The 14,716-nt window shown below is 67.3% G+C and carries 12 protein-coding genes; 6 read left to right on the forward strand and 6 right to left on the reverse strand.

Annotation, left to right across the window (positions count from 1 at the left end; translation table 11 throughout):
• The first annotated feature begins 56 nt into the window (after positions 1-56).
• Complete coding sequence (locus tag LQV39_RS07270) at positions 57-2,060, forward strand: diguanylate cyclase (protein WP_230022518.1); 2,004 nt, start codon at positions 57-59, stop codon at positions 2,058-2,060.
• Here the strand turns inward: LQV39_RS07270 and LQV39_RS07275 are convergent.
• Genes LQV39_RS07275 through LQV39_RS07285 form a run of 3 tightly spaced genes read right to left on the reverse strand, consistent with a single transcriptional unit; the run spans position 2,050 to position 4,490 of the window.
• A complete protein-coding gene (locus LQV39_RS07275; protein ID WP_230022520.1) occupies positions 2,050-2,358 on the reverse strand; it encodes a DUF962 domain-containing protein in 309 nt (102 codons plus the stop codon). The genes LQV39_RS07270 and LQV39_RS07275 overlap by 11 nt on opposite strands.
• A gap of 16 nt (positions 2,359-2,374) precedes the next feature.
• Positions 2,375-3,178 carry an alpha/beta fold hydrolase gene (locus tag LQV39_RS07280; RefSeq protein WP_230022523.1) on the reverse strand — a complete coding sequence of 268 codons (804 nt, stop codon included), beginning with the start codon at positions 3,176-3,178 and terminating at the stop codon, positions 2,375-2,377.
• Position 3,179: 1 nt separating this feature from the next.
• Positions 3,180-4,490 carry an O-acetylhomoserine aminocarboxypropyltransferase gene (locus LQV39_RS07285; RefSeq protein ID WP_230022526.1) on the reverse strand — a complete coding sequence of 437 codons (1,311 nt, stop codon included), beginning with the start codon at positions 4,488-4,490 and terminating at the stop codon, positions 3,180-3,182.
• Positions 4,491-4,683: 193 nt separating this feature from the next.
• Here LQV39_RS07285 and LQV39_RS07290 point away from each other — a divergent pair, with 193 nt between their 5' ends.
• Complete coding sequence (locus LQV39_RS07290) at positions 4,684-5,136, forward strand: CBS domain-containing protein (RefSeq protein WP_230022542.1); 453 nt, start codon at positions 4,684-4,686, stop codon at positions 5,134-5,136.
• 128 nt (positions 5,137-5,264) lie between these two features.
• Here the strand turns inward: LQV39_RS07290 and LQV39_RS07295 are convergent, their stop codons facing one another.
• Positions 5,265-7,526: an EAL domain-containing protein gene (locus LQV39_RS07295; RefSeq protein WP_230022544.1), complete on the reverse strand. Its 2,262-nt coding sequence runs from the start codon at positions 7,524-7,526 to the stop codon at positions 5,265-5,267.
• 175 nt (positions 7,527-7,701) lie between these two features.
• Between LQV39_RS07295 and aroC the strand changes: the two genes are divergently transcribed.
• The 3 genes from aroC to LQV39_RS07310 all read left to right on the forward strand — a co-directional run bounded on the left by aroC (position 7,702) and on the right by LQV39_RS07310 (position 9,259).
• Positions 7,702-8,793: a chorismate synthase gene (aroC, locus tag LQV39_RS07300; protein WP_230022546.1), complete on the forward strand. Its 1,092-nt coding sequence runs from the start codon at positions 7,702-7,704 to the stop codon at positions 8,791-8,793.
• 140 nt (positions 8,794-8,933) lie between these two features.
• On the forward strand, positions 8,934-9,086 hold the full coding sequence (locus tag LQV39_RS07305) for a hypothetical protein (protein WP_230022548.1): 153 nt from the start codon (positions 8,934-8,936) through the stop codon (positions 9,084-9,086).
• On the forward strand, positions 9,083-9,259 hold the full coding sequence (locus tag LQV39_RS07310) for a hypothetical protein (RefSeq protein ID WP_230022550.1): 177 nt from the start codon (positions 9,083-9,085) through the stop codon (positions 9,257-9,259). Before LQV39_RS07305 ends, LQV39_RS07310 begins: the two co-directional genes overlap by 4 nt.
• A gap of 134 nt (positions 9,260-9,393) precedes the next feature.
• On the opposite strand, the gene LQV39_RS07315 is transcribed toward LQV39_RS07310, so the two are convergent.
• Together LQV39_RS07315 and LQV39_RS07320 are read right to left on the reverse strand one after the other, a co-directional pair.
• Positions 9,394-10,887 carry an HDOD domain-containing protein gene (locus tag LQV39_RS07315; protein WP_230022552.1) on the reverse strand — a complete coding sequence of 498 codons (1,494 nt, stop codon included), beginning with the start codon at positions 10,885-10,887 and terminating at the stop codon, positions 9,394-9,396.
• Positions 10,884-12,668 (reverse strand): bifunctional diguanylate cyclase/phosphodiesterase, encoded by a 1,785-nt coding sequence (locus LQV39_RS07320; protein WP_230022554.1) that lies wholly within the window; start codon positions 12,666-12,668, stop codon positions 10,884-10,886. The genes LQV39_RS07315 and LQV39_RS07320 overlap by 4 nt, the downstream gene beginning before the upstream one ends.
• 335 nt (positions 12,669-13,003) lie before the next feature.
• On the opposite strand from LQV39_RS07320, the gene LQV39_RS07325 reads away from it, so the two are divergent.
• On the forward strand, positions 13,004-14,707 hold the full coding sequence (locus LQV39_RS07325; RefSeq protein ID WP_230022556.1) for an isovaleryl-CoA dehydrogenase: 1,704 nt from the start codon (positions 13,004-13,006) through the stop codon (positions 14,705-14,707).
• Positions 14,708-14,716: the final 9 nt, after the last annotated feature.

Consider the following 14,716-nt stretch of genomic DNA (forward strand, 5'->3'; position numbering starts at 1 on the left):
TTGTGGAATCAAACGTTGCCCGATGTTACTATTGTCGGCATCCGTTTGGAGACCACATGATCGTTCGCCGCTTCCTTTTTGGCCTGCTGTTCCTGTGCTGGACTGCGCTGGCCCATGCCGGAGCGGACCAGGACGATTTTATGCACGCGCTCGCCACCGCCCGCGAGGAAGCCTATGTCACGCCCACCGCGGCGCTCGCCAGACTCGATACACTGAAAGAAGGCCGCAGCGGCCAGGCGCTCGGCCACCTGCTGGTCGAAACCAGCCGCGCCAACTTCTGGCTCGGCAAGAAGCAGGAAGCGCTGGCCGCCGCCCTCGAAGCCGAAAAGCTGGGCCGCGCCTCCCACGACGACGCCTTGCTGGCCAAGGCCATGCTGAGCCACGGCCTGGTCCTGTCGCGGCTGGTGCACGACCAGGACGCGGCACGCCGCCTGATCGCGAGCGCCGCCGCGCTGGCCGAAAAGACCGAAGACATCCACCTGAAGACCCGCGCGCTGGTGGCTCAGGGCCTGCTGGCCGACCAGGAAGGCCGCAGCGACGACGCCCTGGACTACGTCGAGCAGGCCGCCGGCATCGCCCGCAGCGGCGCCGATCCGGACGCGCTGGCGATGGCGCTGCGCGAACAGGCCCGCCTGATGGCGGTGGTCGGCGATGCCGCGCCGGCGCTGAAGCTGGCCGACGAGCTGCTGGCCATTGCAAGGAGCCGCGGCATTCCGGCCCAGCTGGCCCATGCCAGGCTGATCGAATACGCGACCGCCGCCCATGCCGGCAATCCCAGGCGCGCCGAAAAAGCCTTGCAGGCCGCCGTGGACATCCTCGAAAAGCTGGACGCCCGCGAGCGCCTGGCGGTGCCGCTGGCGAACCTGGCCGAGCTCTATGTCCAGTCACGCCGCTTCGGCGAAGCCGCGCGCACCAGCGAAGCTGCGCTGCGCATCGCGCGCGAAGTCGGCGACGAGAACGGCGCCCGGCTGGCTTCCTACGAGCTGGGCCTCAGCTACATCTACTTCCGCAATGTGGCCCAGGGCCGCCAGATGGTCGACACCGCGCTCGAGGGCCTGAAAGACGACGAGCGCTATGTGCGCATGCTGCTCGATTACGGCCACGCGCTGAACCAGGTGGGCTGGGGTGACGTCGCGCTGACCGTCTACGAAAAGGCCGGCTCGGTCTCGCTGGCCGCCTGGCGCAAGGAAAAGCAGCTGTCCTACCAGGCACTGCAGCGCGCTTGGGCCTACCAGAAAAAGCAGGCCGAGCTGACCGCGGCCCACCACGAAAGCCAGCTGAAGGCGGCCGAACTCACCACCATCAAGCGCCTGCGCACCCTGTGGGTGGCGCTGAGCGTGACGACCTTGGTCGCGGTGCTCCTGATCGCCCTGCTGTACGGCCGCGTGAAAAAGGCCAACGGCACGCTGAAGGTGAAGAACGAGCAGCTGTTCCGCCAGAGCACCCGCGATTCGCTGACCGGCCTGTTCAACCGCCACTATTTCTACGAGCACGTGGTGCCCTCGTATCACGAGAATCCCGGACGCGACGGCAAGTCGGGCGGGGTATTCCTGCTGATGGATGTCGACCACTTCAAGTCGATCAACGACCGCTTCGGCCACAGCGCCGGCGACGTCGTCCTGAAAAACGTGGCGGCGCGGCTGGCGGCCAGCCTGCGCGAGCAGGACGTGCTGATCCGCTGGGGCGGCGAGGAATTCCTGGCTTATCTGCCGGGCGTGGCGACGGACGAGGCGCGCCAGCTGTGCGCGCGCCTGCTGGCGGCGGTGTGCGGTACGCCCATCGATGCCGACGGCCAGCAGCTGACTGTCTCGGTGTCGATCGGATTCTGCCCGCGCCCGGTGGCGCTTGTGGACGGCGGCCCGGACTGGGAAAAGCTGGTGCACCTGGCCGACCTTTGTCTCTACCTGGCCAAGACGGCCGGCAGGAACCAGGCGTTTGGCGTCGCTGATGCGAATGCGCTGACGCCGGCGGCGATCGCCGCGGCCGATGCCGACCTCGGTCAGGCGTCGGCGGACGGCCTGGTAGACCTTGTGAATGTGAAAACGACTGCTACCAGCTGATCTTCCCGGTCAGCATCTGCCAGTACATCACCCAGTCCGCCCGGAACGACCACCAGGGATTGCCGAAGGTGGCCGGCAGGTTCTTCTCGTAGAAAAAATGCCCGATCCAGGCGCCGCCATAGCCGCTCACCACGGCAAACAGCAGCCACCACGGGTTCAGGCTGTCGATGTACTGGGCGACCGAGGCGATGGCCGACGAGCTCCCGATGAAGTGGGCGCGGCGGCACAGGCGGTGCTCGTGCTGGGTCAGGTAGTAGGGATAGAACTCGGCAAAGCTGTTGTAGCGAACGGCAGCCATCGCATCGGTCTCCTCGTTATCCGCCGGCGAACGCGATCAGGGCGTCCAGCACGGCGTCGGCCTGCTCGGCCATCATCGCGTGTCCGGCATCCACGGTGACGATTTTGCCATGCTTGAGCGCCGACGTCAGCGCCTGCGCGGAACGCGGCGGCGTCATCACGTCGCGTGCGCCGAGCACGAAGAGGACAGGGCAGTTCACGCCGGCCGCCGCCGCGCCGCCGTTCGCATAGGCGTTGCAGGCCGAGAAATCGGTATGAAAGAGCTGGTCCGGGTTCTGCTCGGCCAGGCGCTGCATCAGGCGGCGCGATACGCCCGTCACCGAAAATCCGGGCGCCGGGCAGGCCGGGCGCGGCAGCGGTCCGGAATGCGACCAGATGTTGACCATGTCGATGGCGGCCGGCAGCGCGTCCTTCGAGGCCGCCAGCAGGGCGTCCGACACCTTCATCGGCCAGGTCGTGCCCACCAGGGCCAGGCCGCTGACCCGGCCTGGTGCGCGGTGGGCCGCTTCCAGCGCGATCAGCGATCCCATGCTGTGGCCGACGAGAACGGCTTTGCTTGCGCCGGCCGCATCCAGCAGGGCCAGCACCCAGTCGGCCATCGCCTCGATTGTCGCCAGCGCCGGTCCGCCGCTGCGGCCGTGGCCGGGAAGGTCGACCGCCAGCAGGTTCCAGCCGTGCCAGGCGAACCAGCGGCTCTGCAGCGCCCACACCGAGTGGTCGTTCTGGGCGCCATGCAGGAAAACGATGGTCGGCTGTTCCGCGACGAAGGGCTTGCCGCCGGTGTAGGCGTAGGCCGGGACGCCGTTGACTTGATAGATCATCTCAGGCTCCCTTCTGGGCCAGCTTCAGGCCGCGCGTCAGGTCTTCGATCAGGTCGTCGGCATCTTCCAGCCCGACAGACAGGCGGATCATGCCTTCGCCCACGCCGGCCGCCGCCAGCTGGTCGGTGGGCACGCGGAAGTGTGTGGTGGAGGCAGGGTGGATGGCCAGCGACTTGGCATCGCCGACGTTTGCCAGGTGCGAGAACAGGCGCAAAGCGTCGACGAAGCGCTTGCCGGCCGCACGCCCGCCGCGCAAATGGAAGGAGAACACGCCGCCGGCGCCGCGCGGCAGCAGGGTTTTGGCCAGTTCGTAGTCCGGATGGCTTTCGAGCTCGGGCCAGACCACCGATTCCACCGCCGGCTGGCTGGCCAGGAACTCGACCAGTTTGCGCGTGTTGGCGACGTGGCGCTCCATGCGCAGGCCCAGGGTCTCGATGCCCTGCAGGATGGCGAAGGCATTGTGCGGGCTCATCGCCGCGCCGAAGTCGCGCAGGCCCTCGCGGCGCGCGCGCAGGGCAAAGGCGCCGACGGTCGACTCTTCGGCAAACACCATGCCGTGGAAGCCCTCGTAGGGTTCGCACAGCTCGGCGAAGCGCCCGGTGCGCGCATGGGCGCGCTGCCAGTCGAAGCCGCCGCCGTCGACCAGCAGGCCGCCGATCGCCGTGCCGTGGCCGCACAAGAATTTCGTGGCCGAGTGGAACACCAGGTCGGCGCCATGATCGAAGGGTTTGAGCAGATACGGCGTGCTGAGCGTGGAATCGACCATCAGCGGCAGATCGTGCTCGCGCGCCAGCGCAGCCACGCGCGGGATGTCCAATACGTCCAGGCCCGGATTGCCGACCGATTCCCCGAACAGGACTTTCGTTTCGGGGCGGATCGCGGCGCGCCAGGCGTCGAGGTCGCGCGGGTCGACGAAGCTGGTCTCGATGCCGAAGCGCTTCAGGGTATAGGCCAGCAGGTTGTGCGAGCCGCCGTACAGGGCGCGCGAGGCGACGATGTGGCTGCCGGCGCCGGCGATGGTGCTCAGGCCCAGGTGCATGGCGGCCTGGCCGCTGGCGGTGGCGATCCCGGCGACGCCGCCTTCGAGCGCGGCGATGCGTTCCTCGAGCACGGCATTGGTCGGATTCGACAGCCGCGAATAGACGTGGCCGGCGCGCTCCATATTGAACAGGGACGCCGCCTGGTCCGAATCGCGGAACGCGAAGGAAGAGGTGAAATAGACCGGCGTGGCGCGCGCGCCGGTGGCCGGATCAGGGCTGGCGCCGGCGTGCAGGGAGAGGGTGTCGAAGCCGGGATACCTGGGACCGCTCATGGGGAACTCATCCAAATTAGTATAGACGACCGCATGCTACCTCAATTAAAGGCGCGCAAGACTGGCTTTTTTGGAATGCATAGGCTAGAGTCGGCGTTATGTGTTAATCAAGCTTGCTCAGCTCCCCAATCCAGTGTCCAGCTCTCTCGTTCCATCCGCTCCCGTACCCCGTACTCACGACATGGTGACCGCTATGAAAGTATCCGAAATCCTGCAGGTGAAGGGCGATATTTTGTACACGGTGTCTCCGGACACGCAGCTGGCCGACGCGGCAGCGACAATGGCGGACCGCGACATCGGCTCGCTGGTGGTGATGGAATACGGCGACCTGGTCGGCATGCTGACCTTCCGCGAAGTCATCCAGGCGGTCAACGCCCACGGCGGCACCATCGGCGCCGGCACGGTGCGCAAGCACATGGACGACAGCCCCATCACCGTCACTCCGGACACCGAAGTCAACGAGGTGCGCCGCATCATGCTGGAAAAGCACGCGCGCTACCTGCCGGTGATGAATGCCCGTACCTTGCTGGGTGTGATCTCGTTCTATGACGTCGCCAAGGCGGTGCTGGAGGCGCAGAGTTTCGAGAACCGGATGCTGAAGGCTTATATTCGGGATTGGCCGGCGGAGCAGGTGGCCGAGGATTAAGCAGCTCGTCGTTCCCGCGCAGGCGGGAACCCAAGTTTGCTTGAGTGGCCGAAGCTAACGCCGGTAGTCCGCGACGAACTTGGGTCCCCGCCTTCGCGGGGACGACGTTGGTTACGGTTCTGTGTCGCTCACGCTGCCCGGTTAAGGGCATCCTGCCCCAGCCACTCCAATAACGCCTCCGGCGCCAGCGGCCTCGAGAACAGGAAGCCCTGCGCCAGCGGGCAGCCCAGCGCCTGCAGGATCTGCGCCTGGCGCTCGTCCTCCACGCCCTCGGCGATGATCGACAGGCCCAGGTTGCGTCCCAGTTCGATCACCATTTCCGCAATGCTGCTGCCGCGCGCCGAGCCGGTGATTTCGGTGACGAAGGTGCGGTCGATCTTCAAGCGGTCGACCTGCAGCCGCTGCAGATAGGACAGCGATGAGAAGCCGGTGCCGAAGTCGTCGATCGCGATCGAGACGCCGGTGCGCTTGATCGCGGCGAGGCGCTCGATCAGCAGGTCCGGCTCTTCCATCGCCATCGATTCGGTGATTTCCAGTTCGATCCGCTCGGGCGGCACACCGGTGTCCGCCAGCGCGCTGCGCAGCATGTCGAGGAAGCCCGGGTGGCGGAACTGCACCTGCGAGACGTTCACCGACATCGTGAAGTCCAGGTAGCCGGCCGCGCGCAGGCGCATCAGTTCCGCGCAAGCCTGGCGCAGCACCCATTCGCCGATCTCGATGATCAGGCCCGAATACTCGGCAATCGGGATGAAGCGGTCGGGCGGCACCAGGCGGCCGTCCTCGGTGCGCCAGCGCAGCAGGGCTTCGGCGCCGAAGGGGCGGTGGGCGCCCAGTTCGACTTGCGGCTGGTAGGCCAGGAACAGTTCGGAGCGCGCGAAACCGCTGCGCAGCGCGTGCATCAGGCGCACGCGCTCGCGGATCTCCACGCCCATCCCGCGCGAGAAGTAGAAGTGACCGCCGCGCTGGCGTGTCTTGGCGCGCTTGAGGGCGATGTCGGCGTCCTTCATCGCATCGGCGCCGCTGCCTTCGTGTTCCAGCAGGCGCACCAGGCCGAGGGTGCTGGACACCTGCACGTCCTGGCCCTCGATCGAGAACGGCGCCGCGAACAGTGCATGGATGCCTTCCGGATCGACCTGCGCAGCATCGCCGAGGATGCAGAAGATGTCGCTGCCGATGCGCGCCAGCTGCAGGCGCGGATGCACGCGGGCGCGCAGGCGCCGCGCCACCGCCACCAGCAGAGCGTCGCCGAACTGGTGGCCGAGGGCGTCGTTGATCTCGGCGAAGTGGTCGAGGTCGACCAGGCACAGCACCTCGTCGCGGCGCACATCGCCTGCCGACAGGCCGGCGTCGATCAGCTCGACCAGGCGGGTGCGGTTGGGCAGGCCGGTCAGCGGGTCGTAGAAGGCGGCGCGCTGCAGGTCGGTCAGCAGGGCGACGTTATCGAGGCCGACCGCGATGTTCGAGGCGAACAGTTCGAGCAGGCCGCGCCGCACCGGGTCGAGTGGGCGCTCCAGCTCAATCCAGGCGGTGAAGTCGCAGTGCGCTTTGCCGCCGAAGTAGAGGGTCAGGTGGCGCTCGCCGAACATGTGGCGCTGCAGCGCCAGGCTGTCGCGGATCGCGGCCGCCGCGCCTTCCTCGGCCGCCGCCAGCACCCCGGTCGGCGCCAGTGCGGCCTTGTCGCCGCTGGCCGCCAGCACTTCCCAGCCTGCCGCTTCGGGACCGCCGAGGCAGGAGCACATCAGGCCCGGCGCCGGCTGGCCGATCAGGCGCGCCGCTTCGCGCAGGATGCCTTCCGCCATCCCGGCAATCGAGCGCAGCGCCATCAGCTCGGCGTTGGCGCGCACGACGTCGGCCAGGCCGCGGCGGCTGGTTTCCAGCGCGCGGATCTGTTCGTAGGCGCGGATCGCCGTGGCTACCGAGGTGTAGAGCTTGGTGCGCGTGAGTTCGGACTTGGTGCGGTAATCGTTGATGTCGTAGCCGCGGATCGCGTCCATCTCGGGCGCGTAGCCGGGCTGGCCAGTGCGCAGGATGATGCGGGTGTCGTGCAGGCCGAGGGTCTCGCGGATGTGGCGCACCAGGTGCAGGCCGGCGTCCGCTTCTTCCATGACGACGTCGAGCAGGATCACCGCGATGTCGCTCTCGCTCTCGAGCAGGGCTCTGGCCTCGGCCGCGGAACTGGCGTGCAGGAATTCGAGGCGGCGGCCGTGCAGTTCGAGGCTGCCGAGCGCGAAGGTGGTGGTCGAGTGGACGTCGGCGTCGTCGTCGACGATCATCACCCGCCAGGCGCCGCTGGATGGACCGGCGACTGCACCCGGGGCGCCGCTGGATAGAGCCGGCGCTTCGTCGACGAAGACCAGTTCATCGTCCTGCGCTGGGGGCGGTGCGGGCATCGCTGCATCTCCGGTTTGACTTGGATCAATGAAGTTAGTATATCTGACTTGACTACACGGCAGGAAAAAATTCTTCAAGGCAACATTCCATTCGTTGTTCCCAAACCTGTGCCAAGCGCGGGACAAGCGCTGCTGGTAGAATCGATCATTCCGTTTACTCAACTTTAGCGCACCCATGTCCGGCAACACATTTGGCAAGCTGTTTTCCGTCACCACCTTCGGCGAGTCCCATGGTCCGGCCATCGGCTGCGTCATCGATGGCTGTCCGCCCGGGATCGCCCTGTCCGAGGCCGACATCCAGCCCGAGCTGGACCGCCGCAAGCCGGGTACCTCGCGCCACGTGACCCAGCGCCAGGAAGCCGACCGCGTGCAGATCCTGTCCGGCGTCTACGAAGGCGTGACCACCGGCACCCCGATCGCGCTGCTGATCCCGAACGAAGACCAGCGCAGCAAGGACTACGGCAACATCGCCGAGACCTTCCGTCCCGGCCACGCCGACTACACCTACTGGCACAAGTACGGCGTGCGCGACCCGCGCGGCGGCGGCCGCTCCTCTGCGCGCCTGACCGCGCCGGTGGTCGGCGCCGGCGCCATCGCCAAAAAGTGGCTGCGTGAGCACTACGGCACCGAATTCATGGGCTGCATGCGCCAGCTGGGCGACATCGACGTCCCGTTCGAGTCCTGGGACCATGTGCATGCGAACCCCTTCTTCGCGGCGACCGCCGACGCGGCCCTGATCGCGCGCATGGAAGCGGCGATGGACGAGCTGCGCCGCGCAGGCGATTCGATCGGCGCGCGCATCGACGTGGTGGCGAAGAACGTCCCGGTGGGCCTCGGCCAGCCGATCTACGACAAGCTGGACGCCGACATCGCTTACGCCATGATGGGCATTAATGCGGTGAAGGGCGTGGAAATCGGCGCCGGTTTCCACTCGGTGGTGCAGAAGGGCTCCGAGCACGGCGACGAGCTGACCCCCGAAGGCTTCGTCGGCAACAACGCCGGCGGCGTGCTGGGCGGGATCTCGACCGGCCAGGACATCACGGTCTCGATCGCGATCAAGCCGACCTCCTCGATCCGCACCCCGCGCCGTTCGATCGACAAGGACGGCAACCCGGCCACTGTCGAAACCTTCGGCCGCCACGACCCCTGCGTCGGGATCCGCGCAACGCCGATCGCGGAAGCGATGCTGGCGCTGGTGCTGATGGATCATGCGCTGATGCACCGCGCGCAGTGCGGGGATGTGCGGGTTTCCACGCCGCGTATTTAAGCTCTATTCGCCGTCATGCCGGGCATTGCCCGGCCTGACTTCCCGCGGAGGCGGGAATCCATACGCCGCGTGATCTGTGGGTCAGCATGGATTCCCGCGTTCGCGGGAATGACGGGTCAGCTCGCGTTCCCCATCCGCGCATGTACCGCCCCCTAGCCAACTTCGCCCTGTTCCTGTTCGCCTACTACGCGTTCACGGGCACCCTCACTACCTACGCCCCGCTGTACTTCGCCGCCCACGGCGTGGCTGGTTCGGCGGGCCGCTGCAGGCGCGTGGGCAGGCGCTGTTCATGAGTATCGCCTATGGGATAGGCGGGACTTGCGGTGGCTTGTTCATGTCGTGGTGCTGGGAGCGGCTGGGGCCGGGCAGCGTGTATGGGGCGGGGATCGTGCTGGCGGTGCTGGCGGCCGGGGCGGCGGGCTTGTTCTGGCGGTGGGAGAGCCAGGCTGCGCGCGTCAGCCGCTAGCCTCCGTACGTCGTTCCCGCGCAGGCGGGAACCCAAGTTCGGCGCGAACCTTTAGCGCGTGCTTCCTGGTTGCTCACATAAACCTGGATTCCCGCCTTCGCGGGAATGACGGAGCAAAGTTTGCGGGTATGAACTCAGGCGCGCGTCGCGACAGCTTCCAGCTGCTGCCTGCGCTCCACCGACTTCACCACCAGCGCCCGTAAATCGTTCAACAGCGAAAACTCCGTCTGGCTCAAGTACACCGACGGGAAGCGGTCATCCCAGTCCCCATAGATGAAGCCGACCGGCTCGCCGTTGGTGCACAGCGGGATGATGACGAAGCAGCGTGCCGAGCCCAGGCTGCCTTTCCACCAGCCGGGCAGCTTGCTGGCGAATTTCGGGTCGCGGGCGTTTTCGATGAAGATCACGCGGTCGCTGCCGAGGGCGGCGAAGAAGACGTTGGGCTCGTAGGTGTCGTCGAAGAACAGGTTCGGTTGCAGGGCCTTGGCGCCGTCGCCGAGGCCGATCCTTGCGCTGTACCTGCCCTCCCGGCGGCTGCGCAGGAAGCCGAAGGCGCGGGTGAAGGACAGGCCGTGGTAGGCGCTCTCGATCGCCATCGACATCATCTGGCCTGGCGTCGCGCTGCCGGCGGCATCACGCATCTCGGCGACGCCGGATTTCAGGATTTTATTGCCGGCGTCGCGCATGCGGGTCGCGGCGGCGGCGCGGGCGCGTTTTTCCGGCGGATTCGCCAGCGGCGCGATCGACAGGTCGGCGGCGGCGTCGACCCTGGCCTGCTCGATGGCGCCGACGATGTTGTCCGCCTCGATGCCGAGCATGCTTGAAAAGCTCGACGCCAGCTGCGCCACTTTCTCGGCCGCGCCTTCATCGCTATGCCACAGCGATTCGGCGCATTGCGAGGACATGGTGCCCAGTGCGGCGAGCCAGTCTTCGTGGGCGAAGGCCTCACCGCGCTCGCCCGGCTCGACGCGGCGCATGCCGGCGATCAGGTTGCGCGGCAGGCCCCAGTGCTCGGCGGTGGCGCGGCCGACCTGTTCCAGGCTCAGGCCCAGCTGGTCGAGCGCCGCGGCGTCCTCGGCACCTTCGCCCGCGGCCTGCTGCAGGATGGTCCAGCGCTCCGGTAGGTAAAAGGTGACCATCATGCGGCCCAGCGAATGCAGGATCGAGCAGACCACCGCTTCTTCCGGATCGCGCACGTCGGCCCTGGCGGCCACCTGCTGCGCCACCATCCCGGCCAGTACCGCTTTCTCCATTTCGATGTGGGCCTGCAGCGAATCCGGCGTGGACTTGCTCAGCTCCTCGATCAGCTTCAGGCCCAGGGCCAGGTGGCCGATCGCCTCCGTGCCCAGCACCAGCACGGCTTTCGAGACGGTGTTGATGCGCTGGCCGAAGGCCGAGTACATGCCGCTGTTCGCGAGACGCAGCACCTTCTGGGTCAGGACCGGATCGGACAGCACCGTCTGGGTCATGGAGAAGTCGCGCTCGTCCTCGCCGCGCATCGAGGCCAGGATGGCGTTGATGGCGCGGGTGAAGCCGGGCATGTCGCCGCGCCGGCGGATGCGTTCCCACAGCAGGGCGAGGGTGGCGTCGGCTTTCGCCGAGCGCTCGATATTCAGGGTCTGATTCATGTGTGGCCCGCCCGCAGTTCGTTCGGGAGCAGTTCGGTGTACAGGTCTTCCTTCAGCGCCGCCATCGCGACGTGGGCCGACATCGGCTTGCCGGTCAGGTAGCCCTGCACGTAGTCGCAGCCGCGCGATCCCACGTAGCTGAGTTGTTCTTCGGTCTCGACGCCTTCCGCCACCACCGACAAGTCGAGGTGCTTGGCCAGGTCGAGCACGGCGTTGCAGATCGCCGCATCCTTGCTTGATTCCGGCAGGTCCTTGATGAAGGCGCGGTCGATCTTCAGCACCGAGATCGGGAAGCGCTTCAGGTAGGCCAGCGAGGAGTAGCCGGTGCCGAAATCGTCGATCGCGATGCGCGCGCGGCGCTCGGCCATCTTGCCCAGGATGCTCTCGGCATGCGCCGGGTCGACCATCAGCGTGCCCTCGGTGATCTCGAGCACCAGCTTGTCGCCTGGCGTGCCGGAGAAGGCGAGGGCGTCGTCCAGCACCGACAGGAAGCGGTCGTTGCGGAACTGGCGCGGGCTGATATTGACCGAGATGTAGAGGTCGCGCTTGGCGACTTCCTCGAACTGGCGGATCTGCACCAGCGCCGCCTTCAGCGCCCAGGCACCCAGCATGTTGATCAGGCCATTGGTCTCGGAGATGGGGATGAAGCGCACCGGCGGCACCATGCCCAGGGTTGGATGCTTCCAGCGCATCAGGGTCTCGAAGCCCTCGATGCGGCGGGTGCGGCTGCTGACGATGGGCTGGTAGTACAGCATGAACTCGCCCTCGCGCACCGCCTGGAACATCGCTGCTTCGAGCGAAATGTCGTGCTGCGGCGGCGCGCTTTCGCGGCTGCTGTGGACCAGTGTGCGGGCGCCGCCGGTTTCCTTGGCGCGGCTCATCGCGCTGTCGGCCAGCGCCACCAGGCGCACCTCGTCCTCGGCGTGCTCCGGGTAGACCGAGACGCCGATGGAGGCGCCCAGGTAGACCGTGTGGCTGTCGATCTCGAAAGGCGGCTGCAGGGCCGCCAGCAGGCGTCCGGTGACCAGCTTGATCTGGGCTTCGTTGTAGGTGCCCGGCAGGACCGCGACGAATTCGTCGCCGCCGACGCGCGCCAGGGTGTCGCTGTCGCGCAGGGTCTTGCGCAGGCGGCCGGCGGCCATGCGCAGGACGGCGTCGCCGACCGGGTGGCCGAGGCCGTCGTTGACCTTCTTGAAGCCGTCCAGGCCGATGGTGGCGATCGAAAAGCCCTGGCCGGAGCGGCGGGCGTTGGCGATCACCATGCGGATGCGGTCCGACAGCAGCAGGCGGTTCGGCAGTTCGGTGAGGGCGTCGTGGGTCGCCATGTGGCGCAAGCGCTGCTCGGTGGCGCGCTGGGCCGACATGTCGCGGCCGACCGCCAGCAGTTCCGGGCCGCCGTCCAGCAGGCTGACGCGCAGCTCGAACCAGGTTTCCTTGTCGCCTGCGCGCATGTCGCCTACGCGCATGTCGCCGGTGCGCATGTCGCCGGTGCGCAGGCGTGCTTCGACCAGCACCGGCTCGGCGCGCGCGGTCGCGTCGACGATGGCGTTGCGCAGCGCCGGCTGGTCGACCTCGATGGCGAGCGCGGGCAGGGCCGTGCCGTGCAGTTCGCCGACTGCGTCGAGCAGGCGCTGGCCACGTTTGCTGGCATGGCGGATCAGGCCGGAGGGGGCGATGCGGAACGCGATGTCGCCCACCGCTTCCATGAGCGCATCCAGCCCGTGGGCCGGCGGCGCATGGCGCGGATCCTCGTTCGCTGCTGCTGGTGAACCGGGGCGCATGTTTTGAATAGGTGCTTTCTTGAAATCCTGGCCGCTGCGCGGAGCAGCGGCAAACCGCACGAGTGTATCAAATCCTTTGGAAATGTATCACTGAAAGATTCTCGAGAGCACTAAAAAACACAATCGAGCCTCGTGTTTAGCCCCGCCTTGATACCCCGCAGCTGTCATTCCGGACAGGTCGTGCTTGCCCGGCATAAGCCTTTAAGCTAGCCTTGTTGCCTTGTCGATAACGCGAGCCGGACGCCGAGCCGGTGCATTGTCGCCGATACAGTGCAATTAGGAAACATTTCCTTGGATTGCCCGATGCTTCGATGCAACATGAAAGAGACGCGGCCATGAATCGATTCGATACCCACGAGGTCTTCAACCAGGCATCGCCCTTCGGCGACGTCAACCTGTTCCGCTGCGATCCCGCCTTGCGCGAGGGCCTGGAGCGCGAAGGCGGCGGCTGGGCCGCCGGCACGCTGGATGCGCTCGGCGAGCAGCTCGGCAGTGCCGAAGTGCTGGATCTTGCGCGCCTGGCCAACGAGTTCACGCCGCGCCTGGTGAACTTCGACCGCAGCGGGCAGCGCATCGACGAACTCGAATTCCATCCGTCCTGGCATCGCCTGATGAGCATGCTGATCGAGAACGGCGCGCATTCGCTGCCGTGGGAGGCGCCCAAAGCCGGCGCCCAGGTCGCGCGCGCCGCCGCCTACCTCATGTTCGGCCAGGTCGAGAACGGCTCGCAATGCCCGGTGACGATGACCTATGCCTCGGTGCCGGCGCTGCGCCAGAACCCGGTCATCGCCGCGCGCTGGCTGCCGAAGATCCTGTCGCGGGACTACGACCCGCGCTCGCTGCCGGTCGAACAGAAGCGCGGCGCCCTGGTCGGCATGGGCATGACGGAAAAGCAGGGCGGCACCGATGTGCGCGCCAACACGACCCGCGCCGCGCCGCTGGACCCGGCCCAGGCCAAGGCGCGTTTCGGCGAGGAAGGCGAGGGCGCATTTGTGATCGTGGGTCACAAATGGTTTTTCTCGGCGCCGCAGTGCGACGCCCACCTGGTGCTGGCGCAGCTTGATGCCGAAGGCAGCGCCGGCCTCAGCTGCTTCTTCGTGCCGCGCTTCCTGCCCGACGGCAGCCGCAACGCGATCCGCGTGCAGCGCCTGAAGAACAAGCTGGGCAACCGTTCGAACGCCTCCTCCGAGGTCGAATTCTGCGACGCGATCGGCTGGATGATAGGTAGGGAGGGGCGCGGCATCCCGACCATCCTCGAGATGGGCAGCCATACCCGGCTCGACTGCGTGACAGGCACGGCCGGCATCATGCGCGCCGCCCTGTGCCATGCGCTCCACCACGCGCGCGGACGCAGCGCCTTTGGCCGCCCGCTGGCCGAACAGCCGCTGATGCAGAACGTGCTGGCCGACCTGGCGCTGGAATCCGAGGCTGCGACCGCCTTCGCGCTGCGCCTGGCACGCTGTTACGACCGCCAGGACGATCCCGCGGAAGTCCTGCTCGGGCGCCTGCTGACGCCAGCCGGCAAGTACTGGCTGTGCAAGCGCGGCCCGGCCTTCGGCGCCGAGGCGATGGAAGTCATGGGCGGCAACGGCTATGTGGAGGACGGCCCGCTGGCGCGCCTGTACCGCGAATTTCCCGTCAATTCGATCTGGGAAGGGTCCGGCAACGTGATGTGCCTGGACGTGCTGCGCGCCTTCGGCAAGTCGCCGGAAGCGCGCGCGGCGCTGGCGCAGGAACTGGGCCTGGCGGCCGGCATCGACGCCCGCTACGACGCCTGGTGCGCGCGGCTAATGGGAGAGCTCGCAGGAGGGGCAACCCCGGCGGCCGCATCGGAATTCGGCGCCCGCCGCCTGGCCGAGCAACTGGTGGTCGGTGTCCAGGCCGGCCTGCTGCTGCGCCATGCCCCGGCTTTTGTGTCGGACGCCTTCGTGGCCTCGCGCATTGCGCGCGAGGTGGGCGGCGCCTTCGGCCGGCTGCCGGATGGGGCCGACGCGCCCGCCATCCTGGCCCGGGCTCTGGAAATTTCTTCAACCAGGTAGGGACAAACT

The sequence above is a fragment of the Massilia sp. Bi118 genome, from assembly GCF_918697865.1.
In the GTDB taxonomy this organism is placed as follows: Bacteria; Pseudomonadota; Gammaproteobacteria; order Burkholderiales; family Burkholderiaceae_D; genus Telluria.

What these genes read in the sequence shown, in the direction of transcription:
- LQV39_RS07285 (WP_230022526.1), bottom strand. Translation starts at nt 4,490, where the DNA reads ATGAGCGGTCCCAGGTATCCCGGCTTCGACACCCTCTCCCTGCACGCC.
- LQV39_RS07290 (WP_230022542.1), top strand. Translation starts at nt 4,684, where the DNA reads ATGAAAGTATCCGAAATCCTGCAGGTGAAGGGCGATATTTTGTACACG.
- LQV39_RS07310 (WP_230022550.1), top strand. Translation starts at nt 9,083, where the DNA reads ATGAGTATCGCCTATGGGATAGGCGGGACTTGCGGTGGCTTGTTCATG.
- LQV39_RS07305 (WP_230022548.1), top strand. Translation starts at nt 8,934, where the DNA reads ATGTACCGCCCCCTAGCCAACTTCGCCCTGTTCCTGTTCGCCTACTAC.
- LQV39_RS07275 (WP_230022520.1), bottom strand. Translation starts at nt 2,358, where the DNA reads ATGGCTGCCGTTCGCTACAACAGCTTTGCCGAGTTCTATCCCTACTAC.
- LQV39_RS07270 (WP_230022518.1), top strand. Translation starts at nt 57, where the DNA reads ATGATCGTTCGCCGCTTCCTTTTTGGCCTGCTGTTCCTGTGCTGGACT.
- LQV39_RS07320 (WP_230022554.1), bottom strand. Translation starts at nt 12,668, where the DNA reads ATGCGCCCCGGTTCACCAGCAGCAGCGAACGAGGATCCGCGCCATGCG.
- LQV39_RS07280 (WP_230022523.1), bottom strand. Translation starts at nt 3,178, where the DNA reads ATGATCTATCAAGTCAACGGCGTCCCGGCCTACGCCTACACCGGCGGC.
- LQV39_RS07325 (WP_230022556.1), top strand. Translation starts at nt 13,004, where the DNA reads ATGAATCGATTCGATACCCACGAGGTCTTCAACCAGGCATCGCCCTTC.
- LQV39_RS07295 (WP_230022544.1), bottom strand. Translation starts at nt 7,526, where the DNA reads ATGCCCGCACCGCCCCCAGCGCAGGACGATGAACTGGTCTTCGTCGAC.
- LQV39_RS07315 (WP_230022552.1), bottom strand. Translation starts at nt 10,887, where the DNA reads ATGAATCAGACCCTGAATATCGAGCGCTCGGCGAAAGCCGACGCCACC.
- aroC (WP_230022546.1), top strand. Translation starts at nt 7,702, where the DNA reads ATGTCCGGCAACACATTTGGCAAGCTGTTTTCCGTCACCACCTTCGGC.